This window comes from Vibrio sp. SCSIO 43136 (genome assembly GCF_023716565.1).
Classification (GTDB): domain Bacteria; phylum Pseudomonadota; class Gammaproteobacteria; order Enterobacterales; family Vibrionaceae; genus Vibrio.
Map to the genome: position 1 here is coordinate 898,198 of NZ_CP071849.1, position 26,358 is coordinate 924,555.

The window sequence follows — 26,358 nt, forward strand, 5'->3', positions numbered from 1 at the left end:
CTCAGGTAGCTTTTTTATTGCTTATACATCTTTTGTCACGACTTGATAACCATCTCGCCCAGAGTGCTTAGCCTGATAAAGCGCTTGGTCAGCTACCTGAAATACATCGTCCGTGGTCTCCCTACCCGTTGGTATCAAACTATACGCTCCTTGTGACACGGTAACGCAACTTGAGACTGTCGATTCTCGGTGAGGAATTGCAAGATCTGAAATGGCCATACGAATCCGATTCACTTGTTTCTCGGCATAGTTTCCGTCTGAGTTGCTCATGATAATGGCAAACTCTTCGCCACCATAACGTCCGACAAACTCCCCCGTTCGTGTAAATAGCTTGTTGAGCAGGTCAGCCAAACGTTGCAAACAACTGTCGCCTTCGATATGCCCATAGGTATCGTTATAAGCTTTGAAAAAGTCGACGTCTAACAGAACGACCGTCATTGGTAATCGGTGCCTACCATGCCAAGAAATCATCTTCTGCATTTCGTCGTTGATGTAGCGGCGGTTATAGACTTTTGTCAGACCATCTTCATTGACTTGCTTACGAAGATTGCTGTTCATTGATTCAAGTTGAGCAGTCGCAAGTTTAAGCTCTCGACGCATTGAAGCAATCCTCTGCATCGCAACCAGTTTTGCGTTGAGTACTAGCTTGTCGACAGGCTTGATTAAGTAGTCATCTCCGCCAGCTTCGATAGCTCGAGCAATCATAGCGGGTTCTTCGTGGCTACTTAGAAAAATGATAGGTACCCACTCTTCGTATTTGTTACGAAGATGTTTGGCGACTTCGAAGCCGTCCATTTCAGGCATGCTAATGTCTAGTAGGATAAGCTCGGGCTCAAAGGAAGGATAAAGCTCTAGTGCTCGAGCGCCACTCTCAGCCATTTCTACACTATGACCAAGTTGCTTGAGTCGAATGGCGAGTTGCATGCGCTCTACTTGCAAATCATCGACCAGCAAAATGCGAATCGATGCACTGGATAGTTCCATAAGTCCCTTTACCTAATGTTTTGTTTGTACGCAGGAAAATGATGACTTCCAAACGCCTTTACACTTCAATATAGCACGCAAAATTTTGAATCTGCTAGATATTTGATCGCAGAAGTTGACTTTTACCCACAAGCCAATAGGATCTCGGTTTTAGAACACACTTAGGACAAAACCATGTCAGAGCAAAACCCATCAACAGAGCCAACTAAAGTTGATCTAGACAGCTTATCTCCAGAGCTGCAAGCAGTTATCAAATTTGACGATGTGCCTGAAGAACTTTATCACATGGTAGCATCCATCCATGAGGTTGCAGAAGAAGCCGTACGCGAAGTTTGGAACACACTTCCAGCAAGTGCTCAAAACATTCTTGATAGCTTTGAGCAATTTCATGCCCTTGTGTCTGTAGGCCAAGCGTTTGCTGGCATTGGTGTTATGGAAGAGTTTGAAACTTTGAAGCTTCCTGAAGATATGACTGACGAGCAAAAAGCAGAGTACCGTTCACAATTATTAGATCAATCTTTACACAACAGTGTTAAAGATATGGCTAAACAAGTGAAAAAAGCTCGCCGTGACCCTATTCTAAAGCGCGAGTTTAAAGACGTTTTTGCGAAATAATTTGCGTTCATAAATATCAAAAGCCACTGATTTAGTGGCTTTTTTTGTGTCTTAAATTTGAGATCTATGACCACTAATGCATAGTTTTACCAATCATTAATTGATCATTCACAAACTTAAGTTAATAATTCAGGCGAGGATAACAAAAATAAATTCCTTTAAACGGATTAAGGATACTTTTATGAAAAAGCAGTTACTGACACTATCTATTCTCGCCGCTCTTCCATTGACACTTTCAGCACAAACATACGTGGGTGGTAAGGCCGGATACTCTTTCCTTAAAAATAGCTGTGTTGCATCAGAGCCTTGTGATGATACAAGCGTAGGCTTCGGTGGATACCTTGGCTACCAATTCGACCCAGCAATCGCAATCGAACTTGGCGTCGAAAAAATCGGTGATTTCAAAACAAACTATGGCGCGGGCACTGAACTTAATGGTGACCTAACTCAAGTCACACTTGCGCCTAAATTTAATGCTCCAATTACAAGCGGCCTAGATTTCTACGGTAAACTTGGTGCTAGCTTCTCTAAATACAAGTCGGATGACAACTTTGGTTTGCTGTCTGCTCTTGGTCTTGAGTACTTTATCAACAAAAACCTTTCAACGCGCTTAGAATACCAAATGACAACGCCTTTGAGCTTTGAAACCAACAGTGGTATTTCTGCAAACCTAGTAAGCTTAGGCCTGACATACAAATTTGGCGCTCCAGAGCCAATGATGGTGAAAGAAGAGCCAATGCCAGAACCAATGCCGATGGCTGAACCTAAGCCTGAGCCAGCTCCGGAGCCAGTTGTGGCTGCTGTCGCAGCAACAACAGTGACGTTCCAGTCTCAAAAAGATGTGGAATTGTTTGAAACTGGCAGTAATAAGCTAAGTGATAGCGCATTGCATCAGTTCGATGACGTGGTTGAAACTCTGTTGAAGTACCCTCAAGCTGAAGCCACTGTTGTTGGTCATACAGATTCAAAAGGCGCTGCTGCATTTAACCAAAAACTTTCGGAGCAACGTGCTCAAGCCGTTGCCGATTACATCGAATCTAAAGGCGTAGCTGCTGATCGTCTAACTATTCGTGGTGACGGTGAAGCCAACCCAATTGCAACCAATGACACTGCTGCGGGCCGTAAAGAAAACCGCCGTGTTGAAGTAACTATTGAAGAATTTACAGTAGAAAAGTAAATAAATTCAGACACTATGAAAGAAAACGACCCTTTTTAGGGTCGTTTTTTTGTCTATAGTTATTTTAACAACGTCAATTGAGTACCCAATATGAAGTGGATAAATAATCTCACCCTGAAATCCAAAATAGCATTGCCCGTCCTTGTTCTTGTTATTGTCTTTTCGGCACTGCTTTTCCATGCGGTATCTTTGCTCAACCAACAAAAAGATATTGAACAAAAAATTAGCCAGGTCTACCAACCCGTCACAGAGTCTCTCACCCAGTTATCACTGACTTTATACAGAGCCTCCGAAATTGCTCATGACTTGTCTTACGATTTTGCAGCGAAAGATAACTTGAGCAAGTATCGACAAATGCACCAAGCCGCAGTCACAAACGGTGAGACCTTGGTGAGATCACTTAGAGAATTATCTAACAGCACTGAGTTGCCATCAACACAACAAAATTCGTTACGTACTTTGTTAAGTCATTATGATAGTGCAATGTCTTCTTACGGTACGTTATATACCTCGGACGACCCAGGCAGCGTATTTTTCTCAAAACGAAGTGACCTCAAGTCCGATTTTGAACAGACAAGTAGTGATCTAACGTCACTTATTGAGCAACTAACGCAGTTGCAAACGCAAAAAATAATGGAAAGTCGTGCGCTATCTGAATCTGCAGCTTCTACCTTGATTTATGGCGGCGCGATCGCAACAGTAATTGCATTGGTAGTTGCATGGTCTATTGGTGGCTGGGTGACTTCCCCGATTAAGACTTTACAGCACTCATTAGAAGACATCGCTAAAGGTGAAGCCGATTTAACTAAACGTTTACCAAGTATGTCCACTGACGAGATTGGTCAGTTAAGCACAGCATTTAATCAATTTCTCGAATCGATGCACTCCACTATCACGGAAGTAATTATTACCTCAAACTCAGTGCGTGCAGAAATGGAAAATATTCGTAGCCTTACTCAAGGCATCGTGATGTATGTATCCAATCAACAAGGTGAAAGCGACCAAGTGTCCCATTCAGCCAATGAAGTGAGTCAAATAAGTGACGTGGTCACAGGTAATGCCAACAATACCGCATCTCTGAGTCATCAAGGTTTGGAAGAGATATCTAATGCTAAATCCTTGCTAGATAACACAGTCACTTCACTAGCGACACTTGAATCTCAAATCAAAGTCGGTGGTGAAGTTATCGGTAATCTTGATTCCAATGTGAACAGTATCGTCAGTTTATTGGATGTCATCGTCGAAATCGCTGACCAAACCAATTTGCTGGCACTGAATGCCGCAATAGAGGCCGCTCGTGCCGGTGAACAAGGACGTGGATTTGCTGTAGTTGCTGATGAAGTAAGAGCGCTCGCAGGAAAAACCCAACAGAGTACTGACCAAATTCAGCAAACCATTAATCAATTAAAATCAGCAGCCAATGAGGCTGTGAATGCGGTCAACACCAGTTTAGAAACCGGAGAAAGTACGGTCGCTCTCTCCCATCAAGCCAGTGATAGATTAAGTTCAGTTACCACTGCCATCGAGAGTATCGTACAAGGGAGCCAAGAGATTGAATCTTCTTCGTCGCAGCAAAACCAGTTGGCAAACGAAGTGGCTCAACATATGCAAAGCATCATAGAGAGCAGTTATCAAATGGTTGAGATGGTCAGTAGCGCAGAAAATGCCTGTGAAATGTTGGCGACCCAATGTGAAGCATTGGATAATCTAGTGGCGAAGTTTGAAGTGTAATAAAGATTGGCGTGCGGTAGACACGCCATTTTTAATCCATTGGGACAGCAACAATATCGCGCTGAGTGACACTGACGCCTTTGAGTTGAGCATAGACCGAACTACCCACCTTGAGTTTGAGATCATCTACCGCCCATTGGGTTAAGTTCGCCCAAAGTATCTTATCTCCTGCCACTTTAAGGCCAATTGAAACACTGCTTCTTTCTTTGCCACCTTGGGTTTCAATCGCTGAAATCGTAGCGGGAATAATATTACGAATAGATGTTAATTCAGGCTTAATCAATGATATCGACACATCATTTGCGCGAACCTGAACTCTAACGCTTCCATCAATAGGTGCAGATATTCTTTGTACCCATAAATGACATTCTTTAGAAAGAGCAATTTGGGTCAAAGAATACTGTTCATGGTGATGACACACTGTGGCCTCAAAAACGGTACTTTGCTCTGAGAAGGATTGCCAAGGTTTCATCGCCTGTGATTGCCAAACATTTTCCAAGCTACCACAACTAAGTAGCTTACCTTTCTCAAGCACCAGCATATGATCCGCCAGACGCAGAATTTCGTTTAAGCTATGGGTGACGTAAACAATCGGGACCGACAGGTGTTGGCTTAATTGCTCCAAGTAAGGCATCACCTCGCGCTTTCTTGGCAAATCTAATGATGCAAGTGGCTCATCCATAATTAACAGCGAAGGTTTGGACAAAAGTGCTCTGGCGATGGCCACTCGCTGCTTCTCTCCCCCAGAAAGTTGATGAGGCTTGCGAGCTAATAAGTGGCGGATACCTAACAATTCGACTGTGGTATCAAACTCGCTAAGGTCTAATTCTTTGGGGCTGCCGTAGGTTAAGTTCCCATGAACACTGTAATGCGGGAACAAACGCGATTCCTGAAACACGTAACCAATACGTCGATGCTCTACGGGAACATCAATGCCTTGATGGCTATCAAATAGCACTCGTCCATTCACCTCGATCGTGCCTCGGTCAGGATTTGTCAATCCACTTATGGCATTGATAAAAGAGGTCTTCCCTGCACCAGAACGACCAAACACAGCAGTAATCCCCTTACCTGGCAGTTTACAGCTTATCTTTAAACCCAGTTCACCAAGAGACTGCTCGATATTTATATTAATCATGGCCAGAACCACCAATTTTCTTTTTCGTCCGACGAGAGAGCCATTCGGAGCCCAAAAGCGAAACCAAAGCAACAACTACAGAAATAGCGCACAAACGCGCCGCATCAATTTCAGCCCCAGGGGTTTCGATAAAGCTATACATTGCTAATGGGAGGGTCTGTGTTTCTCCTGGAATATTCGAAACAAAGCTAATCGTGGCTCCAAACTCCCCCAAGCTCCTAGCAAACGCTAAGATAATTCCTGAAATAATCCCCGGTAGGGTTAAAGGTAAGGTAATCGTGATAAAGACTTTTGCTTTGCTCGCTCCGAGAGTACGAGCAGCTTGCTCAAGTTTAGGATCAACAGATTCAATACCCAACCGGATAGCTCGAACCATCAAGGGTAGCGAAACCACTGCGGAAGCTAATACAGCACCTTTCCAGTTAAAACTAAACACGATACCAAAATTGGACGCTAGCCATTCACCAACCAAACCTCGCCGCCCCATCACAACAAGTAGCAGATAACCGATGACAACAGGAGGGAGAACTAACGGCAAATGAATGAGGCTATCTAACAAGCCTTTTCCTACGAAGTTTTTTCGAGCTAACAGCCATGCAAGAAAGATTGATATAGGGAGAAGGCTCAACGCAGCGACTGATGCAACCTTTAGACTGAGATTTAAGGCTTCAACCTCAAAATCATTGAGCATTTTGGTCACCATTCCCATCCACTGCGACAAAACCATAGTGCACTAGTGTTCTCTGCCCCTTTGACAATAAGTAGTCTGCCAGTTTCTTACCTTTTTGGTTAAAGTAAACCACTGGGTAAACAATGTCGTCATGACTGTTTGGTTCAAAGTGATGAATTATTGTGACATTGTCACTAAGAATGGCATCGGTCTTATATACTATGCCAAGCTCAGCTTCTCCTCGCTCAACCAATGCAAGTGCTCTACGCACATTGGATGTCGATGCTAAGCGTGACTTTACAGCGTTCCAACTTCCAGCGCTCTGTAGTGACTGTTTTGCGTATATTCCTGCAGGTACAGAGCGAGTATTGGCGACAGCTAGTCTGGTATTCGCTAGGTTCTTAGACCACCAATTGGAGTCCTTGATTTCAGGTGGCGATACAGTGATTTCAGAATACTTTGGCGCGATGAGTACCAATTGGTTAGTTGCAAGTTTATTAATTTGGGCCTCATCTATCACTCCTTGCTCGACCAGATAGTTTACCCACGCTGGGCTAGCAGAAATATACAGATCGACGGGAGCGCCAGATGATATTTGCCGTGCTAGAGATGCCGAGCCTGCAAATACATTCTGTAAGCGCATCGGGTATTGTGTAGCAACATTTTGCATCACGTTGGTCATAGATGATGCGGCAAGCACCCTCACCGTTTCAGCTTGAGCGTTAAAACAACTCAGCATGGCAGTGAGCAACACTCCTTTGATAGCGGCTTTCAATGTTATCTTTCACCTTCTTTTGCAAAAACATCAGGCCAAAGCTGTTCGAGTTTCATATGCTCTTCGATAGCATCAGCAATGGTATCAATGCCTTGTTGTTTGAGAGCATCGAAATCTACGTGCTGGGCTTTTTCACAGCCCGCCCATGTCAATATTAAGTCGCATGCCTCAGGTTGGTCTAACACTCCATGCAGGTAACCTCCCATTACTTGACCACACTCACTTATCGCACCATCTGGCTTGCCAGACAGCTCAAATGGTGCGGGCAAAGTTATCTCGGTAACCCCTGCGTGAATCTCATACCCTGAAACGCTTGCACTCTTCCCATTGAGGGTCAACGTCCCTTGTGACTGGGTGAGCTGTTTTTCAGGCTCAAGCACTGTGTTGGTGTTTAACCAACCTAAACCACGAGATGTGCCTGGTTCACCTTCAATACCTTTAGGGTCAGCAATAGTTTGGCCAAGCATTTGATAGCCGCCGCAGATACCAAAAACTTTCCCACCAAACCGCAAGTGGCGCTCTATCTCTTTGTCCCAGCCTTGGCTACGTAGATATGCCAAATCCTGACGTACTGATTTGGTACCCGGTAGAATGATGAGATCGGCACCTGAGAGTGAGCCCCCCTTGCCAACGTATTCTAAATCTATATCAGGGTTTAATCTCAGTACATCAAAATCAGTATGGTTACTGATCCGTGTAAGCACAGGGACTTTAACTTTAAACGCCTTTGAATCGGCAGTTACTTGTTCTGAAGTGATAGCATCTTCAGCTTCGAGGTTGAGTCCGTGGATATAGGGAAGGACCCCAAGAACGGGTTTGCCGGTTTTCTCTTCCAACCAGTCAAGACCAGACTCGAGCAGTTTGATGTCTCCTCTAAATCGATTGATAACAAATCCAATCACGCGATCTTGTTCAGATTCAGATAGAAGCGCTAGCGTGCCGTAAAGGTGGGCAAATACTCCCCCTCTGTCGATATCAGCAACAATGATCACAGGAACATCGGCATTTTCAGCAAACCCCATGTTGGCAATATCATTTGCACGTAAGTTGATTTCAGCAGGACTGCCGGCACCTTCTATCATAACGGACTGGTAATCTTGTCTGAGTTTGCCAAACGAATCCATCACACTGTCCATGGCGACTTTTTTATAGTCATGGTAACCCGTCGCTTCCATATTGGTTAGTGCTCTACCTTGGACAATCACCTGTGCGCCGGTATCAGAGTTAGGTTTAAGCAATATAGGGTTCATATCAACCGTTGGCTCAATACCGCATGCGAACGCTTGAACCGCTTGTGCTCGACCTATTTCGCCGCCGTCTGAAGTTACCGCACTATTAAGTGCCATGTTTTGTGGTTTAAAAGGGGCAACCTTTATCCCTTTACGAGCAAGAACTCGGCATAAACCTGCCACTAGTACACTTTTTCCGGCATCTGAAGTGGTGCCTTGAACCATTAAAGCTTGGAATGGAGTCAACATAGGTGATTAATTTTTCATTGAAATTTTGCTTTAGTATATTCGTATGTGGGTTAGGTTCCAAATGATGAATCAAATATGAACCTAAGCATCATGCGTGGTTCAACGCAAATGGGTTTTAATCATTCTCGAACTACACAATCCCACAAAGGAACGAATGATGAAAACTCTAACTACTGCTATCGCTATCGGACTAATCTCTCTACCGACTATTGCCCTTGCTGGAGTGAAAGAAAACCGAGACAACGCAATCCAATACACTGGCCCAGTAGAGCTTTCCCAAGTGAGCGAGCTGCTCCAAGATACAGGCATGTTCACCGAAAAGGACGTGGTGGTGGAAGGGCAATTGATCCGTCAGATCAATAAAGACACTTACCTGTTTAGCGATGGTGTCGCAGAAATTCAAGTAGAACTCGACGATGACGTTCGGTTGGCACAGCCACTTAGCGCAGAGTCAAAAGTCCGACTCTTTGGTGAGTATGAAGGTGGTAGTACACCTGAGATCGAGGTAGATCACGTCATTATTCTTTAATCGATTGATTTAAGGTCGTTTCCACTAAGTTGGTCTGTATTTTGCAGGCTAACTTAGTATAGTGGTATTTTTGGCGCTCTAGCCAAAATATTGAATAAATGGATGGGAACGATATGTTTGGAAAAGCCCGCACTCTTGCGCTATTAGGATTGGCATCACTAAGCCCGTTGGCTGCACAAGCCAACAACTTTAACTACTCTTCTTTCGAAGTTCGTATCGGTGCTAACCCAAGCACATACGGTGCAGAAGGTCGAATGGCGTTCACCGATAATACACATTTTATAGGTCGATTTGACTCAAGTTTTGAAGGTGATTACGACTTAGCTGCTGGTGTCGGCTTTAACGGTCCTGCGACCCAATTTGCAGATATCTATGGACACATTCAACTGCATAACATCAAAGACTCAAGCGACAAGTTTGTTGGGAGCACCTTTATCCCTGAGCTAGCATTCGGTTTCCGCGCTTGGGTAATTGATCGAATCGAAGCGAACGGTATGGTTGGCCAGTTGGTGTACAATGATGGTTCTGAGACGATCTGGAGTATTGGCGGTCGATTCCATTCAACAGACGTATTGTCTATCGGTGCGAACATCGGTGACAACGGTGTTTACGGCCCTCAGTTAATACTTGGCGCTCGTTTTACCTTCTAAGGTAATTCGCCTCAAAAGAAATAGAAAAATGCCGCTTCTCAAGAAGCGGCATTTTTATTCATGACTACTTGTGTTTCGGCTGAACGTAATTGCGAGATACATCTACCACGGCCACGTCATTAAAGAAGTTTCTTCCGAGAAGCACTCCAAACTCCATGTGCGTACGGTCAACCAAGGTGAATTCGATCTTCTCTTTTAAGTCACCCACTTTAATCCAACCTGACACGACAGGACGTCTATCAGCTTCTTCTTCACTCGCTTTCTTAACCTTTACCCAGCGCTCTACAGGCAAGGTAATTTCCTTAGAGATTACTTTGCCATGCTGAAAGGTAAACTTGACCCATTCTTTTCCATCACGCTCAAAAGGCTCAATATCAACAGCGCTCACAGACGATGTTGTCGCTCCAGTATCAACACGTGCTTTAATGCTCTTTTCCGCACCAGGGAAATAAACCCACTCTTTTTCACCCAAAATCAATTTACCATCTTGAGTTTTCGTCGGTAACACAGGTTTTGGCTTGGGTTTAGGCTCAGGTTTAACCTCTGGTTCGGTCACTTCTGGCTCGACAACTTTAGGTTCTGGTGCTGGCTCGGGCACTACTTCAACCACTTTGCCTTCATCGACTGGTTTTTCAACGGGTTGCTCTGCAACTTGAGAAGCACAACCAGTCAATGCGGCAAACAGCGCCAAAGCTGACAGTTTTTTCCAATTGTTCATCGCAGCTCCTTACTTAGAAACTTGGAAGATAGCATCCGCAACATACTCAATATCGGACTCTTTAAGCCCAGCAATGTTAATACGGCCATCACCAACGCCGTAAATACCATACTGGTCTTTAAGCTTGGTCATTTGTTCTTGGCTAAATCCTAGCACAGTGAACATACCTTTGTGTTGCTCTATAAAATCAAATGCTTGGGTGCCATGTTTGTCATTCAGTTCCGTCACTAACGATTTGCGAAGGCCTATTAGACGGTGGCGCATGTCGGTCAACTCAGTTTTCCACTCCTTGGTCAGGTCTTCACTTTGTAAGATAGTCTTAACCAGTGCTGCTCCGTGATCTGGTGGCATGGTGTAAGTGGCGCGCGCCATCTTAAGTAACATACCTTTTGCATTAATGGCATGCTCTGCGTTTCGGCCAATCACCATTGCAGCACCAGTACGTTCACGGTAGAGACCAAAGTTTTTTGAACATGATGTAGTAATAAACATCTCGTCGACTTGCTTTGCCATATGACGAAGGCCAAGCGCATCTTCTTCCAACCCATCGCCAAACCCTTGATATGCTATATCTACGAAGGGTTTAAAGCCTTGTGTGTTGGCCATTTGAGTGAGCTTTTTCCAAGTATCTAAGTCAATATCTGCCCCAGTTGGGTTATGACAACAACCGTGTAAAAGCACAATGTCATTTTGTCCGGCATGTGCTAAATCTCGTAACATTTGCTCTGTGTTCACTTGCTTGGTTTGAGGGCAGAAATAGGTGTAGTGTTCGACTTTCAAACCAGCGGCTTCCATCACGGGCTGATGGTTCACATAGCTTGGATTACTCAACCAAACTCTTGCGCCCGGCTCTGCAACTTTAATTAGGTCACCCAGCATACGTAGTGCGCCACTTGCACCAGGGGTCTGAATGGTAGCGACACGATCTTTGGCAATATTTCCAAGCACTAACGACTGAATACCCTGATTGAACTCCTCACAACCCGCCAAACCAACATAGGCTTTGGTGGTTTGAGTTTGCTGGACGATTTCTTGAGCTTTAGACACCGCCGTCATGATAGGTGTTTGACCTTCAGTATTTCGATAAACACCAATGCCTAGGTCGACTTTTTGGTCTCGAGGATCATTGCGATAAGCGACGGAGAGAGAAAGAATCGGATCCAGTTGCGGTTCCGGGAGTGTTGAAAGCATAACAGTCAGAGTCCTTTACATGTTTTTCTATGCGTTCAACTTACCACTGTTGAGCAACCCTGCTCAACCTGTAAATCGGTTAATGGTTGTTTAGGCAATAAAAAAGGAGCCTTAGCTCCTATTTCACTTTAAAACGGTGGATAACTTGATTACTACTACCGCGCCAATCAAGGCTCGGGTCTGCCAAGTCTTGTTCGAACTTTCCATCGATAAGGACGTCAATGAGGTCAATAATCTGTCGTTGCTCAGATGTCATTTCTGATAGTAAGTACCCAGACCAAAGCCAAATATCTTTGTCAGGACATTCCATTTTTACTCTTTGTACCAAACGTAACACCGCATCGACGTTATTTGGGTGCAAAGGGTCCCCTCCAGATAGAGACAAACCACGACGGGGAATTCGAGTATCCAACAGATCAGCAATTATCCGGTCTTCCATCTCTTGAGTGTACAGATGACCAGAAGTTGGAGACCAAGTGCCTTGGTTGTAACAACCACGGCACTGGTGAATGCATCCTGATACAAACAGAGTGCAGCGCGTTCCAGGCCCATTAACAACGTCAATAGGATGATACTGGTGGTAATTCATTTATAGGTGTTTCACTCGACGCTGAACTTCTTCTTGCTTACCGAAGTTGAAAGGACGCGCATCCGGGCTACCTAAGTAACCACATACACGACGAGTTACCGATACCTTGGTTGAATCGTGATTACCACATTTTGGACAAGTAAAGCCTTTGCTCGTACAGTCAAACTCACCGTTAAACCCGCATTCATAACACTCATCAATCGGCGTGTTAGTTCCGTAGTAAGGTACACGGCTGTAACTATAGTCCCAAACGTTCTCAAGCGCTTCAATGTTGCGTTGCATGTTAGGGAACTCGCCATAGCAGATGAAACCGCCCGATGAAATTTCAGGGTAAGGCAGTTCGAAATCAATTTTGTCGTAAGGATTGACTTTCTTTTGCACGTCTAAGTGGAAACTGTTGGTGTAGTAACCTTTGTCAGTCACGCCTTCAATAACGCCAAATTCTTTAGCGTCGACACGACAGAAACGGCTACATAGGTTTTCACTTGGTGTTGCATATAGGCTAAAGCCATAACCCGTTTCTTCTTTCCATGCATCAACACGGTCAGCTAGGTACTTCACCATCTTAATCGCTTTTTGGCGTAGCGCTGCATCATCATATACATGTGTGCCTTCACCAAATAGTGCAGTAATGGCTTCATGCAAGCCAATGTAACCTAATGAGATAGATGCTCGGCCATGTTTGAAAATTTCTGCGACAGAATCTTCAGGCTTCAAGCGTACGCCACATGCACCTTCCATATATAGGATTGGAGCAACACGTGCTTTAACGTTCTCTAGGCGCTCGATGCGCGTTTCTAGTGCACGACGAGCAATACCCAATTTCTCATCAAGGAGTTTGTAGAAGGTTTCTTCGTTACCTTGGGCGCGAATCGCAATACGCGGCAGATTCAAACTCACAACACCAATGTTGTTACGACCTTCATGAATTAGCTCGCCATTCTCTTCGTACGCACCAAGGAAGCTACGACAACCCATTGGGGTTTTGAATGAACCTGTAACTTCAACCACTTTGTCGTAGTTAAGAATATCAGGGTACATACGCTTAGAAGCACACTCTAAAGCCAATGCCTTGATATCGTAGTTAGGATCTTCCTTACGGTGGTTAAGACCATCTTTGATGGCAAACACCAATTTCGGGAAGACTGCGGTTTTACGGTTCTTACCTAAACCTGCAATACGGTTTTTCAAGATAGATTGCTGAATTAAACGTGATGCCCAGCTAGTACCCAAACCAAAGCCGAAAGTAACAAAAGGAGTTTGACCATTCGCTGTATGCAGCGTGTTTACTTCATATTCAAGGGATTGGAATGCGTCGTAACACTCTTTCTCAGTGCGCGCTTTAGCAAACGCTTCTGGATTTGGAATGTCCCACTCTTGCGCGACTTTTAGGTGCTTTTCGAAACTGGTATTAACGTAAGGCTCTAATACTTCATCAATACGGTTGATCGTTGTACCACCGTAAATATGGCTCGCAACCTGAGCAATGATCTGCGCAGTCACCGCAGTTGCTGTTGAAATTGATTTTGGCGTATCAATCTCAGCGTTGCCCATTTTAAAACCGCCAGTCAGCATGCCCTTTAGGTCGATAAGCATACAGTTAAACATTGGGAAAAATGGTGCGTAATCTAGATCATGGTAGTGAATATCACCTTCATCATGAGCTTGTACAACGTCGCGTGGCAAAATGTGTGTTTTCGCATAGTGTTTAGCCACGATGCCTGCTAGCAGGTCGCGTTGTGTTGGAATAACTTTGCCATCTTTGTTGGCATTTTCGTTGAGTAGATCGGCGTTACTTTGCTCGATTAGACCTTGAATCTCTTTGTTCAAAGCACTAGTTTTCTCACGAGCAATGTCGCGATCGTGACGGTATTCGATGTAAGAACGAGCCAGTGAATGGTATGGGCCCTGCATCAATTCGTCTTCTACCAGGGTTTGGATCTGTTCAATGCCTACTTGGTCGCAATCTTTTAATGCATCTTGAACGGACATTGCGACTTGAGCTGCGTAAGCTGCTAATGCGTTGTCTACCGTTTCCGCTGCGCTTTCCACTGCTGCAACGATACGTGCTCGTTCAAAAGGAGCTTTTGAGCCATCACGTTTGATTACGACTGTATTCACCGATTCTCCTTACCCGTAGGTATTAATTCTTATTTTGATACTTTATATAGGGTCTTTCTGACTACAAGGCACTATATGTTGTGGCGTATTAAACGAAAAGACCCACTTCATAGCCTTGATCTAGATCAACAAACCCAGTGTGACGAACAAGATCAAATCGATCTTAGTGCTGTTGATCCCACTATTAAATGAGAGAAGAAAAATCGTCTCTTAAAGCTATCAAATGAAGCACAAATCACGGTATCGTAGTCCCCTATCTGCTAGCAGAAAATTGGTTTAAGAGGATATTTGGATGCGTTTAACAGCGACTGTTTTGATCTGCTTGATTAGCATGAATCTAGCTGCACAGCCTATAAAGGTAGCGAGTTGGAATATTGAATGGTTGTCGACTCATGAAAGTAAAGATATCAAACAATCTCTTCGCTCTGAACAAGATTTTGACAAACTCGCTGACTACTTTGAGAAATTGGACAGCGAAATCTTAGCATTTCAAGAAGTCAACGATGTAACTGCGATCAGAAAAGTTGTGGGCAATGACTACCACGTTTTTTTCTCCGATAGGATAGATGTCCCGTCAAAGATATTTGATAACATCAACCAATTCACTGGCTTCGCAATCGACAAGTCTTTTTCTGTCACAGACCCAAATGACATCGACTTACTACCGAACCAAAGACATAAACTAAGGTTTGCGACCTACGTAATTATTGAAAGAGAAGACTTGTCCGAGCCTGTCCATCTATTGTCTGTACATCTAAAAGCGAGATGTATGGGTGCACGAAAGAATAGCAGGGATTGCGATCAGTTAGCGATGCAATCAAAAGCACTTAATTTGTGGCAACAAGAGCGACAAAAGAAGGGGCAGCCCTATGTAATTTTGGGTGATTTCAACCACAATCTAAGTTTCAAAGGTGATTGGTTTTATGCTTTACTCACAGAAGGACTAGCCAAACCGCCCTACCTTGCTTCAAAGCACACCAGCGCAGATTGCCTAGTGCGCTCTAATCGCAACCCCAAACGAACACACCAATTTCGAAGTGTAATCGACCACATACTAGTTAGCGCTGACTTGACTGCTTCACCGTCAAAGCAGCTGGTGTTCGACAAAACTGATGTCGTCAATTATCAATTAAGCGACCATTGCCCGATCTATTCTACTCTAACACCTAGCAATCGATAGATTGTGCAAGTTCAACAGGGTAACCCCGCGAAACAGCCAATTCGCACGCCCGCTCTTCTATGAGAGGCAATGTCAGTTGGCTAGTTTGAGGAAACTCCATGCAAGTATTAGCGCAGTAGTCGAGTTTAACCAGCGTATTGATGATCTGCTGAGCGGCATCAAGCACTGACGAGCCTTTCACAACCTCCAACCGAGCATAATTATCACCACAAAAAGAGACATCTGCGGCTCGTAATGTCACATCATCTCCCGGGATTTGCTGAGCACCGAACAACGGTTGCCCCGCTACTGATGCCCCAGAAAAACTCGGAATAAACTGACTAATGTGCTCTATAGCGCGTTGAGTTCTTTGAGTGAGAACCTCTTCGCTCCATCCTTTGTAAACTTTGTTTATAAACTTTTGAGGAAGCTTGGGCTGAGCGGAGCCTTCATTAGATGAGACCAAACCATCTTCAAAGAGAGTGACATCGTGAGTCATGCCATGCAGTTGGAATACACCGCCTGGATAAGGGGTAAATTGAGCCATTCCTTGAGGTGTGCCTCTTGGTCCGTGGAAGATAACTTCTGGCCATTGCATTTTCATCGACTGCCACTGAGTTACATAAGCGGCTTTGAATTCGACTAATCGTTGGCGCTTTTTGCCAGCCCAATCATCGACAGTTCCAGTTTCAAAGCCACAAGCGTTAATAAGATAGTCAAATTCACGCTGGTGAAAACCTTCGCTATCTTGAAAGCATACTTGCCAACGCCCATCGTCTAATTCAGTAACTTTTTCAACATTGGCTTCTAACTTAAGCTCGCAGCTTGGAAGGTTTTCAAGCGCAATTGTGCTGGTAGCCGCTAAACGAAACACACTCCATCCGTGCTCTTCTACAGCGACCACAGGGTATTTGAGGGTCTCTAAATCGGCAAACTGGGCAAAAGGGATCAGCCAGTCATCGGTAGAAACTGGACTGCTTGGCTGCATACGGCCTTTTAATTGCTCTAAGTCCGACTTGGAATAGAGCTTGAAGTAATTCTTTGGTGCGCCAAGCACTTCATTTTCTGGATCTTGGTCAACCAAAGCTTGGTAACTGGATTGAATTGCTTTGAGACGTGGCAGTAACGAGTTCGGATCGCAGGGATCAGTATGTGGGATAGCAATGACCGTTGGTCGCACATTAAGTGTATGTTTAAACACTCGTACGGTATCAATGGATTGGCGCAAAAGCGTAATACATTGCTGCTGCGAGATCTCACGATAAAGGTTGCCGCCTGCATGAAGGTGACAAATTGGCGGGCCACTGACCAAACCATTTTTGCGTTCAAGCAAGGTTACTGGCACTCCTTTTTCAGCGAGTGCTAGCGCAGCAGTTGAGCCTGCGATACCGCCGCCAATAACGACGACAGACTTGTTGTTAGGACTTAAAGATTTTGAAGACATTGGGCTTTTCATTATTAGTCACTTGCCAACTTCTGAATCAACAGAGCAAGTTGGCATGTACTTCTTAGTTTCCAAGCATTCTACTCGCTTAAATCTAAGAATAAAAACGTAAAATTGTTGTGAGTATTTACAAGCAGCAGTCCCAAAGTGAGTTTCAGCACAATGCGACTTAAGAAACTGCCGCCCAAACCTACACGGCAATTGGTACGACAGAAGTGATAAAAAAGTTCGAAAAATCTCTTGACGGGAAATCTGAAAATCGATGTTGAAAAGCGGATGTGAATAACAATTTTTGCCAAGCTTCGGTGGCAGTTAGCCTGCCACCATGTCCAGCTTTTTTTTAAAAAAAGTTATCCATAATTTTATCCACTGTTTTTGTGGATAACTCGTTTTTTGTTATACACAAGGGTAACTAAACCGCCTTGTTCATGGGGATTAATAGCTTCCTGATTAGTGTGTTTAGCACTATCCCCAAAATTATAAAGGTCGCTAGTGGTAACGTTACCCACATCAAGGGATGCAGTTGCCCTTCCACTTGGAAGCCATATTGCATTATCGAAGCAACGCTCGCTTCTGCTCCTAATGCTGCAACAACACCAGCGATAAGAGCCATCACCCCATATTCACACCAAATAGTGCGACTGATGCGCTGTTTGGAAGCACCCAACGTTCTGTATAAGCGAAACTCTTGTTGGCGTTGATTTAGACTTAAGCGCAACAAAGTAAAGATAAGTAGGACGCCTGCAATCACACCAAGCATGGCGAGCAAGGTAATGGCCCATACGATTTGTCCCAGCAGCGACTGAATTTTTTCGCCCATAGAACGAACATCGAGCACACTGACCGTAGGGTAGCTTCTCGAAAGCTGATTCAAAAACTCATTGTGTTGGTCATCGACTCTAAAACTGACCAAATAAGTTGATGGGATCGACGCTAACGCATCCGGTGAGAAGATAAAGTAGAAATTAGGCTTCATATCTCTCCACTCAACTTTACGAATCGTGTTAACGACAGCAGTGACCTCTTGGCTGTTTATTACGAAAGTAAGTGTATCGCCGAGTTTAATACCAAGGCCTTGTGCTACTTCCGATTCAACCGAAACCGCTTGTTCTGGCGTCCAGTTCCCTTCAAGCACTTCGTTGTATTCAGGTAAACTATCAGACCAAGTAAAGTTGACCTCTCTTCTCAAGGCATCCGTCTCATTACCACCATAGGTTTTGGCGTATTCTTTAGCATCTTCGCCATTGATCTTCGCAACTCGTCCACGAACAATCGGGTAAGCTTCAGAACGATTTAACGTTTGAGTGTCAAGCTGTGCAAGATATTCATCGCGTTCATAGTCAGCAATATTGAGAGCAAAGACATTGGGCGCATCAGGTGGCAGTGTTCTTTGCCAGTCTTGTAGCAAATCGGTTCTTACTAGCCAAACAATAGACAGCAGCATTAATGACAAAGCTAGTGCACCGAACTGAATGCCGCTCGCATATCCGCTGCGATTGATCCGCATAAGCGCTAATCTCATCGCAGTAGACAAAGGCAGTTTGTTTAACACTTTAACTAACGCCAAACTTATCAGTGCTAGTAGTCCGAACAGTAGCACCATACCCGTTAATACCAACCAAACAAATACGTTGTCTGCATAGGCAAGCAATAGAGCTATCACAGGTATTGCACCCATCACATAGACAGACTTAGAACGGATAGTTTGTGCTTCCTGCATAACGCTCATCGCAGGTGTGTAAAGCAAATTATTTAGAGGGATGCCCAATGCTGGTATGGCAATAACCGCACACGTTACCAATGCGGTAATGGCAGGTGTCAACCCATAACTCGGGAGTGGTTCAGGCAAAAGTCCGGCTAGAGGTATGCGTAGCGCCGTTTCTAATCCAATCCCGACGACAATACCCACGATAGCCCCAACGCCAAACAGTAGGCCTACTTGCAGTAATAACCAGCGTCGAACCCATTGACGGCTCGCGCCAATGCTTTTCAGCATAGCAATGGTTTTCTTCCTACCTGCCACATAGTTTTGACACGTGAGCACAAGAGTGGTCGCAGCCATTAAGATGACGATTGCGACTGTCAAAGAAAGATATTGTGTGGTTCGGTCAAAGATTTCAGAGCTACGACTTTGATTGGTTTGGTCGCGCCATCGATCACTTGGTGTTGTTTCTATTTGGTCTTGAATTCCAGCAAGCCGTGTATCTTCACCATTCATAAATAAACGAAAGCGAACACGGCTACCGAGTTGCAATGCCCCGGTCTTATCGATGTCACTGAGATGAATATACGCCGTAGGCATTTGTTGGAAAGGATTGAAAGACAAGCCAGGTTCTTGCTCTATAACACCGGTGATCTTGAGGTCAGCATCACCAACAGTGACATTGTCACCTATCTCAACCTCTAAGTTTTGCATGATGCGAGGGTCTAACCAAAGTTCACCAGAAGAGACCTTATCAACGACAGTTTGCCCTTTTAGTTTGAGTTCACCGCGTAAGGGATAGCTTGAATCAACAGCTTTGATGGTGATCAGCTGCATCTGTTCATCACTAAATGCCATGGTTGCAAAGCGAGTCAATTGGCTGGTTGTGATGTCGTTTTGTTGCGTAAGTTGAATAAGTTTTTCAGGCAATGGATTCGATGAATCGAACACCATGTCAGCGGTTAGCGCATCTCGCCCCTGTTTAACGACCACTTGCTCTAAACGCGTGGCAAGTGCAGCCAGTGCGAATACACTGGCAACGATTAAAATCACAGCAGTAATAATCGGCCATAATTGACCATGGCGTATTTCTCGCCCACTCCACCGCATCAACTGTTTAAGAGGAAATTGCGACATTATTGTTGCTCCTCCAACTTTCCTGATTGCATATGGAAGATGCGATCGCAGCGAGCAGCAAGCTTAGTATCATGGGTAACGAGTATCAGTGTTGTGCCGTGATCCTTATTTAAGGTGAAAAGCTGTTCTATCACTTTAGCGGCTGTTTGTTGGTCAAGGTTGCCTGTAGGTTCGTCCGCAAAAAGGATTTTTGGTTCGATCATGAAGGCTCTTGCGAGCGCCACACGCTGTTGTTCACCCCCGGATAACTGGCTCGGTAAATGTTGCTCACGGTGAGTTAGGCCAACCAAATCAAGTAACTGTTGTGCTCGTTCGATGTCTTCTTTCTCACCTTTAAGCAAACAGGGCAAAGTAACGTTTTCAATCGCAGTCAGTGTCGGAATCAAAAGAAAGCTTTGAAAAACAAATCCTACTGAATGGCTTCTAAGCTCAGCTCTTTCTTCATCATCCATCGCGACCAAAGACTTGCCCAATAGCTCTACATCTCCCCCAGTGGGTACATCTAAACCTGCGAGTAGGGTCATTAAAGTTGACTTCCCTGCCCCAGATACACCAACGATGGCAACTGATTCGCCTTCACAAACCGACAAATTTACATCATTGAGGATTGTTAACTGCTCTTGATTAGTAGTAACTTGTTTGGACACAGATTTCGCAGTAATCACAGGTGTCGGCATGATTCGCTTCCTTTCTCTTATTTTGTTGTTGTTTTCTAGTTTAGCTCCCGCGAAGACCTTATTGGTATTGGGAGACAGCTTAAGCGCAGGCTACAATATGGCTATTGAGCAAAGCTGGCCTTCGTTATTATCTAATACGCTCTCTGAACGCAATATTAACATTGATGTGATCAATGGAAGTATTTCAGGCGATACCACAGGAAACGGCTTAGCTCGTTTGCCTAATTTGCTATCACAGCACCAACCAGATTACGTATTAATCGAGCTAGGTGCCAATGACGGTTTGCGTGGGTTCCCACCAAAACGCATAGAAGCAAACCTCAATAAACTCATATACTTATCAGAAGCTGCGTCCGCGCAACCAATATTGATGCAGATCCGAGTGCCACCTAACTATGGTAAACGTTACAGCGAGATGTTTGCCCAGATGTACCCAAAGGTCGCACACGCAAACCAAGTCCCATTAATTCCTTTCTTTCTGGAGCAGGTCATCATCAAACCAGAATGGATGATGAATGACGGTCTACACCCTAAACCAGAAGCGCAACCTTGGATAGCCGATTTCATGGCAGAACAATTAGTTCCAGTGATATCTGATTAAAGATACGTAACAAGTTGCAATTTAGTTTAAATAAGCTGTCCTAGCTCAAAGCGAATCCATTTCACGCTCAATACAATCGAAAGGATTCGCTGATCAAAAAGGACAAAACCATGATCATAAAACCTGTCATCAAAGGAGTGGTGGCTCGCTCTGCGCACCCATTTGGCTGTCAAGCAGCCATAAAGCAGCAGATAGAGTACGTCCAGTCCGCAACCCCTATCGATACAAAACCTAAACGGGTTCTCATCATTGGTGCTTCATCCGGCTTTGGCCTTGCCTCTCGTATTGCATTGACTTTCGGTGGTGCAAATGCAGATACCATAGGTGTATCGTTTGAAAAAGGTCCATCAGAGAAAGGTACAGGTACCGCTGGTTGGTACAACAACATTTTTTTCAAGCAAGAAGCCGAAAAAACTGGTCGTAAAGCCATCAATATTATTGGTGACGCCTACTCTAGTAGCGTACGTGCTCAAGTCGTCGAGGCTATAGAGACCTACTTTGAAGGCGAAGTTGATTTAGTTATTTATAGCCTTGCTGCAGGATTTCGCCGCCAGGAAGACAGTGATGAATTTTGGCAATCAACAATTAAACCCATTAAAGAAAGCGTCTCAGGGGCCACGGTATTGTTAGATAGTGATACTTGGGTAGAGAGCCATATTGAGCCAGCAACCGATCAAGAGCTCCATGATACTGTTAAAGTAATGGGTGGTGAAGATTGGGAAAGCTGGATCGATGACTTAATCAACGCAGATTCTATCGCCCAAGGTTGTCAGACGGTTGCATTCTCGTACATCGGTTCAGAGATCACTCATCCGATCTACCTAGACGGTACTTTGGGCCATGCTAAAGTCGATTTGCATCAAACCAGCCATGCACTCAACTTGAAGTTGTCGCAATTTGGTGGTGGTGCCTACGCAGCAGTTTGTAAAGCATTGGTCACCAAGGCCAGTGTCTTCATCCCGGCTTTCACCCCTTACATGTTAGCGCTGTTCAAGGTGATGAAAGAGCAAGGTACTCATGAAGGTTGTATCGAGCAAATGCAGCGATTGTTCAGTCAACACTTGTATAGTGACAATGTCACACACGTCGATGCCGAACGTCTGATCCGTATTGACGACCTTGAACTTAATCCTGAAACTCAATCCCGTGTCAAAGCGCTAATTGAAGAGATGGATGAAAACAATTTCAAACAGTTAGGAGACTATCAAGGATACAAGCAAGACTTTCTCGCCCTTAATGGTTTTGGCTTCGACAATGTTGATTACGATGCTGATATCCCTCTCGATGTTTTAGAAGAGCTTATCCCGTAAACATCACCATAGTGTCACTTTCTAAGCCCTAAGGCTCAATATATTGTCCTTAGGGCTCTCGATTTCGCGACAAATCGAATGATTTTGTGAATCAACAGGGTAATATCCCCCTTTCGATATATACTGTTTACATAACATGCACTTTGATGCGGACATATGGAAAGGATTTCCACTGAATGACGCGACTCAATACCCACCAAATAGAAATTCCCGATTACATGTTGCAAGGCTGGCAACAAATCGTCGACCTGATGGCGAAGTTATCTGATGTACCATCAGCTTTGATCATGCGTCAAACGCCATCAACCATGAAAGTCGTGGTTCATAACCAGTCACCGACAAGTCCATACCAACAGGGAGAAGAAGAACCGTTAGGTTCGGGGCTTTACTGTGAAACCGTTATTGAAACAGAATCTGCTCTTCAAGTGTCCAATGCGCTTACTTCTAAAAAGTGGTGTAACAATCCAGATATCAAACTAGGGATGTGTGCTTATTACGGGCTACCTCTTAGTTGGCCCTCTGGTGAACCATTTGGCACCATTTGCATTCTCGATAGTAAAGAAAACGCGTTCAGTGATATTTGTCGACAATTGATTGACTCCTTTAAAACCTCAGTCGAATCTCAACTCGCGCTCCTTTATCAACATCAACAGCTACAAAATGCCAATTCGGAACTAAAACTTCGCGTAGAAAGCCGTACCAATGACCTTGCGAGCTTAAACTTCTCGCTCTGCGAGGAGATAGACAGACGTAAAGCCGCTGAGCAAAAGGTTGCCTATCAACAAACTCATGATTTAGGCACAGGCTTCTTAAATCGAGGCGCTTTATTAACTCAGGCACAAACGCAACTGAAAAAGTTGCCTCCTAATCGCACCCTTGCATTTATTCACGTCGGTTTTACCAATGGCCGCCGTATTCAAGCTAAGTACAGTTACGATGCTTTTGACCAAGTGCTTAAACAGTACCGAGACCGCGTTGGGCATATTGATGTCATTAAAAGCGTAACTTCTCGCGTTTCTACTATCGACCTGGTGATTGGTATTGAATTTGATGGGGATAATATCGAGAACGTCATTGAATCGATTTGCCATCGTTTGGTAGATGTTAGCCATACTGAATTTCATATTTCAGGAGAGGCGATTCATTTACACGCCTTCATTGGTATTGCTACCTCAAACGATGCCAACAATGCGAAAATGATGCTCAAGCACGCTAACGAAGCCATGCTTGCCTGTCGTGACAATGGCAAGAAATACGCCTACTACGCCAACAGTGAAATTACTTCACCGGCCCGTAACCAATTAGAAAGCTACTTACTTCAAGCAGTGAGAAATGACCACTTAATGCTGTTCTTCCAACCTAAGGTAGACCCAAAGTCAGGAAAATGGCTTGGCGCAGAAGCCCTATTACGTTGGAATCACCCATACCTTGGGCAAGTATCGAATGACTCCTTGATCCATTTAGCTGAGCAAAATGGATTGATTTTTGAAGTGGGTAACTATGTGCTGCGCACTGCAATCGAACAAGCGAGCGAATGGTTAACACTTAATCCTGACTTTAAGATGGCGGTGAACGTTTCTACAGTTCAATTACGTGATAAAAACTTTGTCGCCCAATTAGAACACCTGTTGGAAACTTATCATCTTCCTGCGCACTGTTTAGAAATTGAAGTCACAGAATCTAGCCTAATTGCAGATGAGTATTTGGCGGGTCAATCTCTACAATCGCTGCACCAACTGGGCATTACCCTATCACTTGATGACTTTGGCACCGGATATTCGTCATTTAGCTATCTTAAAAAATACCCTTTTGATTGCATTAAAATTGATAAAAGCTTTATTAATCAAATCACTGGTAGCCAACAGGACCGAGACATCGTGCGGTCAATCATACATGTTGCGAAAAAGCTTAAGCTCAAGGTCGTGATGGAAGGCATCGAAACTAAAGAACAAGAGGAATTTATCCTCAAAGAAGAATGTGATTTTGGCCAAGGGTACCTATACGGGAAGCCAATGAGTCGCCAAGATTTTGAGAGAAACCTTGATCAACACAGTAGCCAACCACCTAAACATCACTCTTCACGGCTATAATTTGCTACTTTCGCAGAAAGGTGTTGTTTTTTGATAGGGTTTTCTTTGCCTATCTGCAGCCGCTTCCCTATAATCTGCGACCTATTTAACAGCTACACAAGAACGGTGCTATGGAACTACTCATCTCCAAGCTTAAAAAGATCGAAAAGCAAAATTATCGCAGCTACCAACAAATCAAAGGCAGCTATGATTTCGAAGACTTCGAACTGCATATCGACACCACTCAAGCCGATCCATATGCGCCTCCGTCAAGAGTTCGTGCCACTCGAGCATGGTCTCTTACTGGTCTTGCGTGGTTACAAGATAAGTCTCCTGCGTATCAAATGGCAGCACGTGATTTCATCGCTCGTAGCTTTGCATCATTTGCAAGTAAAGAGAACCTAGTATCTATCGCCCTCACAGGGCAGACTGTACTAGACAATACAGCTGTACTGTTCACCCAGCATGGTATCGAGCTACGTTTTAGAGTAGAACTGCCAGCCGATGGGCGCTCGATTCTAGGCAAAAAAGCAATTAACTTGCTTACCTTTAATTTGCCTAAGTTCATCCGCCGTTCAACGCTAGAAAGAGAGCTAGATCTCCAAGCCCTAAAAGCACACTGTGAAGCCATTGAAGATCAAGTGGCACTTCGTGATCAGCTTTCACCGCGCGGTTTAATTGCTTTTGTTGGTGATGGAAGTATTCTGCCACGCCTTGCCGGTAATAGTGATTTACCGATGAAAGAGGCCGTAGCTTTTAGTGCGCCTGACTCATTAGCGATAGAGCTTGAGACACCGAACAGTGGTATTCTGCGTGGATTAGGCATACCTAAAGGCATTACTTTGATTGTCGGCGGTGGCTTCCACGGTAAATCGACGTTACTGACTGCTGTTGAGCGTTCTATTTACAACCACATCCCAGGTGATGGTCGTGAGCGTATCGTTGCTGATATGAATGCAATGAAAATTCGTGCCGAAGATGGACGCTGTGTACACAATCTAAACCTTTCAAATTACATCAATCACCTACCTGCAAAACGTGATACTAAAGATTTCACTACTCAAGATGCGTCGGGCTCTACGTCGCAAGCTGCTTGGTTACAAGAATCGCTTGAAGCAGGAGCGAGTGCGCTGTTGATTGATGAAGATACCTCAGCAACTAACTTCATGATCCGCGACGAGCGCATGCAAGCTTTGGTCGCTAAAGATGACGAGCCGATCACTCCATTGGTCGACCGTATCGGCCAGCTTCGCGACGAGCTTGATATCTCAACATTGATCGTTATGGGTGGCTCTGGTGACTATCTCGATGTCGCAGATACTGTGATTCAAATGCACGACTATCAAGCCGTCGATGTTACCGAAAAAGCACAGCAAGTCGTTGCGCAGCATCCTAGTCAGCGTATACAAGAACTTGAGCAGCCACTTGCCTTAATGCCACCTCGCCAGTTTAACCCCGCTTGCCTACAAGCAATTCTAGCGGAAGGTAAATTTAGAATTAATGCTAAAGGCAAAGATACACTTAGATTTGGTAAAGAAAGTATCGACGTTAATGCGCTGGAACAATTAGAGTCTCCTAGCGAACTTCACGCAATTGGCTGGGCTTGGTTCTTACTATCCCAACACAAAGGTTGGCAGAAAAATCCATCTAAAACGTTTGATGGGCTGTTGGAGAGCACTGATTGGTATGCAATGCTGCCACCGCATGGTGATCTTGCTAAGCCTAGAACGTTAGATATCATGGCGACACTGAACCGGATGCGTAAAGCTCAATTTGAGACCAGCGAGTAGTTTTTGCTTGGTTTAAAAACACAAAAAAGGAGCGAATCGCTCCTTTTTTTATGACCAAATTGGTGAGGATTAAATCCCGGCCATTGGCATAAAGTAAACCAAT

The 26,358-nt window shown here is 44.4% G+C and carries 22 protein-coding genes; 10 read left to right on the forward strand and 12 right to left on the reverse strand.

Annotation, left to right across the window (positions count from 1 at the left end; all coding sequences use genetic code 11):
• Window positions 1-21 precede the first annotated feature (21 nt).
• The gene (locus J4N39_RS18895; protein WP_252026826.1) at window positions 22-984 is read right to left on the reverse strand and encodes a GGDEF domain-containing response regulator; all 963 of its coding nucleotides are present in this window, start codon (window positions 982-984) and stop codon (window positions 22-24) included.
• Window positions 985-1,158: 174 nt separating this feature from the next.
• On the opposite strand from J4N39_RS18895, the gene J4N39_RS18900 reads away from it, so the two are divergent.
• From J4N39_RS18900 to J4N39_RS18910, 3 genes are all read left to right on the forward strand, one after another.
• Entirely contained in the window at window positions 1,159-1,599 is a 441-nt protein-coding gene (locus tag J4N39_RS18900) for a DUF3069 domain-containing protein (protein WP_252026828.1), read from the forward strand.
• A 181-nt stretch (window positions 1,600-1,780) separates the two neighbouring features.
• Window positions 1,781-2,776 (forward strand): OmpA family protein, encoded by a 996-nt coding sequence (locus J4N39_RS18905; RefSeq protein ID WP_252026830.1) that lies wholly within the window; start codon window positions 1,781-1,783, stop codon window positions 2,774-2,776.
• A gap of 90 nt (window positions 2,777-2,866) precedes the next feature.
• A complete protein-coding gene (locus J4N39_RS18910) occupies window positions 2,867-4,507 on the forward strand; it encodes a methyl-accepting chemotaxis protein (RefSeq protein WP_252026832.1) in 1,641 nt (546 codons plus the stop codon).
• Between the two features lie 31 nt (window positions 4,508-4,538).
• On the opposite strand, the gene modC is transcribed toward J4N39_RS18910, so the two are convergent.
• The 4 genes from modC to J4N39_RS18930 are packed head-to-tail and all read right to left on the reverse strand — an operon-like array spanning window position 4,539 to window position 8,568.
• Complete coding sequence (gene modC, locus J4N39_RS18915) at window positions 4,539-5,651, reverse strand: molybdenum ABC transporter ATP-binding protein ModC (protein ID WP_503064166.1); 1,113 nt, start codon at window positions 5,649-5,651, stop codon at window positions 4,539-4,541.
• On the reverse strand, window positions 5,638-6,336 hold the full coding sequence (modB, locus tag J4N39_RS18920) for a molybdate ABC transporter permease subunit (protein WP_252026836.1): 699 nt from the start codon (window positions 6,334-6,336) through the stop codon (window positions 5,638-5,640). Before modB ends, modC begins: the two co-directional genes overlap by 14 nt.
• A complete protein-coding gene (gene modA / locus J4N39_RS18925) occupies window positions 6,326-7,054 on the reverse strand; it encodes a molybdate ABC transporter substrate-binding protein (protein ID WP_252023805.1) in 729 nt (242 codons plus the stop codon). Before modA ends, modB begins: the two co-directional genes overlap by 11 nt.
• Window positions 7,055-7,092: 38 nt before the next feature.
• Complete coding sequence (locus J4N39_RS18930) at window positions 7,093-8,568, reverse strand: cobyric acid synthase (protein ID WP_252023807.1); 1,476 nt, start codon at window positions 8,566-8,568, stop codon at window positions 7,093-7,095.
• A 157-nt stretch (window positions 8,569-8,725) separates the two neighbouring features.
• Between J4N39_RS18930 and J4N39_RS18935 the strand changes: the two genes are divergently transcribed.
• On the forward strand, window positions 8,726-9,097 hold the full coding sequence (locus J4N39_RS18935; RefSeq protein ID WP_252026844.1) for a YgiW/YdeI family stress tolerance OB fold protein: 372 nt from the start codon (window positions 8,726-8,728) through the stop codon (window positions 9,095-9,097).
• Between the two features lie 113 nt (window positions 9,098-9,210).
• Window positions 9,211-9,747 carry a hypothetical protein gene (locus tag J4N39_RS18940; protein WP_252023809.1) on the forward strand — a complete coding sequence of 179 codons (537 nt, stop codon included), beginning with the start codon at window positions 9,211-9,213 and terminating at the stop codon, window positions 9,745-9,747.
• A 64-nt stretch (window positions 9,748-9,811) separates the two neighbouring features.
• On the opposite strand, the gene J4N39_RS18945 is transcribed toward J4N39_RS18940, so the two are convergent.
• The 4 genes from J4N39_RS18945 to nrdD all read right to left on the reverse strand — a co-directional run bounded on the left by J4N39_RS18945 (window position 9,812) and on the right by nrdD (window position 14,366).
• Window positions 9,812-10,465, reverse strand: a complete 654-nt coding sequence (locus J4N39_RS18945) for an ATP-dependent zinc protease family protein (protein ID WP_252023811.1) — start codon at window positions 10,463-10,465, stop codon at window positions 9,812-9,814.
• A 9-nt stretch (window positions 10,466-10,474) separates the two neighbouring features.
• Window positions 10,475-11,656, reverse strand: coding sequence for an amino acid aminotransferase (locus J4N39_RS18950; RefSeq protein WP_252023813.1), 1,182 nt, complete (start codon window positions 11,654-11,656; stop codon window positions 10,475-10,477).
• 118 nt (window positions 11,657-11,774) lie between these two features.
• Entirely contained in the window at window positions 11,775-12,245 is a 471-nt protein-coding gene (nrdG, locus tag J4N39_RS18955) for an anaerobic ribonucleoside-triphosphate reductase-activating protein (protein ID WP_252023815.1), read from the reverse strand.
• The gene (gene nrdD / locus J4N39_RS18960) at window positions 12,246-14,366 is read right to left on the reverse strand and encodes an anaerobic ribonucleoside-triphosphate reductase (protein ID WP_252023817.1); all 2,121 of its coding nucleotides are present in this window, start codon (window positions 14,364-14,366) and stop codon (window positions 12,246-12,248) included. It abuts the gene before it with no gap.
• A 292-nt stretch (window positions 14,367-14,658) separates the two neighbouring features.
• Here nrdD and J4N39_RS18965 point away from each other — a divergent pair, with 292 nt between their 5' ends.
• Window positions 14,659-15,546, forward strand: a complete 888-nt coding sequence (locus tag J4N39_RS18965) for an endonuclease/exonuclease/phosphatase family protein (protein ID WP_252023819.1) — start codon at window positions 14,659-14,661, stop codon at window positions 15,544-15,546.
• On the opposite strand, the gene J4N39_RS18970 is transcribed toward J4N39_RS18965, so the two are convergent.
• The 3 genes from J4N39_RS18970 to J4N39_RS18980 all read right to left on the reverse strand — a co-directional run bounded on the left by J4N39_RS18970 (window position 15,533) and on the right by J4N39_RS18980 (window position 20,485).
• Window positions 15,533-16,969: an FAD-dependent oxidoreductase gene (locus tag J4N39_RS18970; RefSeq protein WP_252023821.1), complete on the reverse strand. Its 1,437-nt coding sequence runs from the start codon at window positions 16,967-16,969 to the stop codon at window positions 15,533-15,535. The two genes, J4N39_RS18965 and J4N39_RS18970, sit on opposite strands and share 14 nt — an antisense overlap.
• Window positions 16,970-17,381: 412 nt before the next feature.
• A complete protein-coding gene (locus tag J4N39_RS18975; protein ID WP_252023823.1) occupies window positions 17,382-19,808 on the reverse strand; it encodes an ABC transporter permease in 2,427 nt (808 codons plus the stop codon).
• On the reverse strand, window positions 19,808-20,485 hold the full coding sequence (locus J4N39_RS18980; RefSeq protein WP_252023825.1) for an ABC transporter ATP-binding protein: 678 nt from the start codon (window positions 20,483-20,485) through the stop codon (window positions 19,808-19,810). The genes J4N39_RS18975 and J4N39_RS18980 overlap by 1 nt, the downstream gene beginning before the upstream one ends.
• Between J4N39_RS18980 and tesA the strand changes: the two genes are divergently transcribed.
• The 4 genes from tesA to J4N39_RS19000 all read left to right on the forward strand — a co-directional run bounded on the left by tesA (window position 20,484) and on the right by J4N39_RS19000 (window position 26,255).
• Window positions 20,484-21,086 carry a multifunctional acyl-CoA thioesterase I/protease I/lysophospholipase L1 gene (gene tesA / locus J4N39_RS18985; RefSeq protein ID WP_252023827.1) on the forward strand — a complete coding sequence of 201 codons (603 nt, stop codon included), beginning with the start codon at window positions 20,484-20,486 and terminating at the stop codon, window positions 21,084-21,086. The genes J4N39_RS18980 and tesA overlap by 2 nt on opposite strands.
• Before the next feature lie 110 nt (window positions 21,087-21,196).
• Window positions 21,197-22,396 (forward strand): enoyl-ACP reductase FabV, encoded by a 1,200-nt coding sequence (fabV, locus tag J4N39_RS18990; protein WP_252023829.1) that lies wholly within the window; start codon window positions 21,197-21,199, stop codon window positions 22,394-22,396.
• A gap of 176 nt (window positions 22,397-22,572) precedes the next feature.
• Complete coding sequence (locus J4N39_RS18995) at window positions 22,573-24,486, forward strand: bifunctional diguanylate cyclase/phosphodiesterase (protein WP_252023831.1); 1,914 nt, start codon at window positions 22,573-22,575, stop codon at window positions 24,484-24,486.
• Window positions 24,487-24,596: 110 nt separating this feature from the next.
• Window positions 24,597-26,255 (forward strand): ABC-ATPase domain-containing protein, encoded by a 1,659-nt coding sequence (locus tag J4N39_RS19000; protein ID WP_252023833.1) that lies wholly within the window; start codon window positions 24,597-24,599, stop codon window positions 26,253-26,255.
• The last annotated feature ends 103 nt before the right edge of the window (window positions 26,256-26,358 follow it).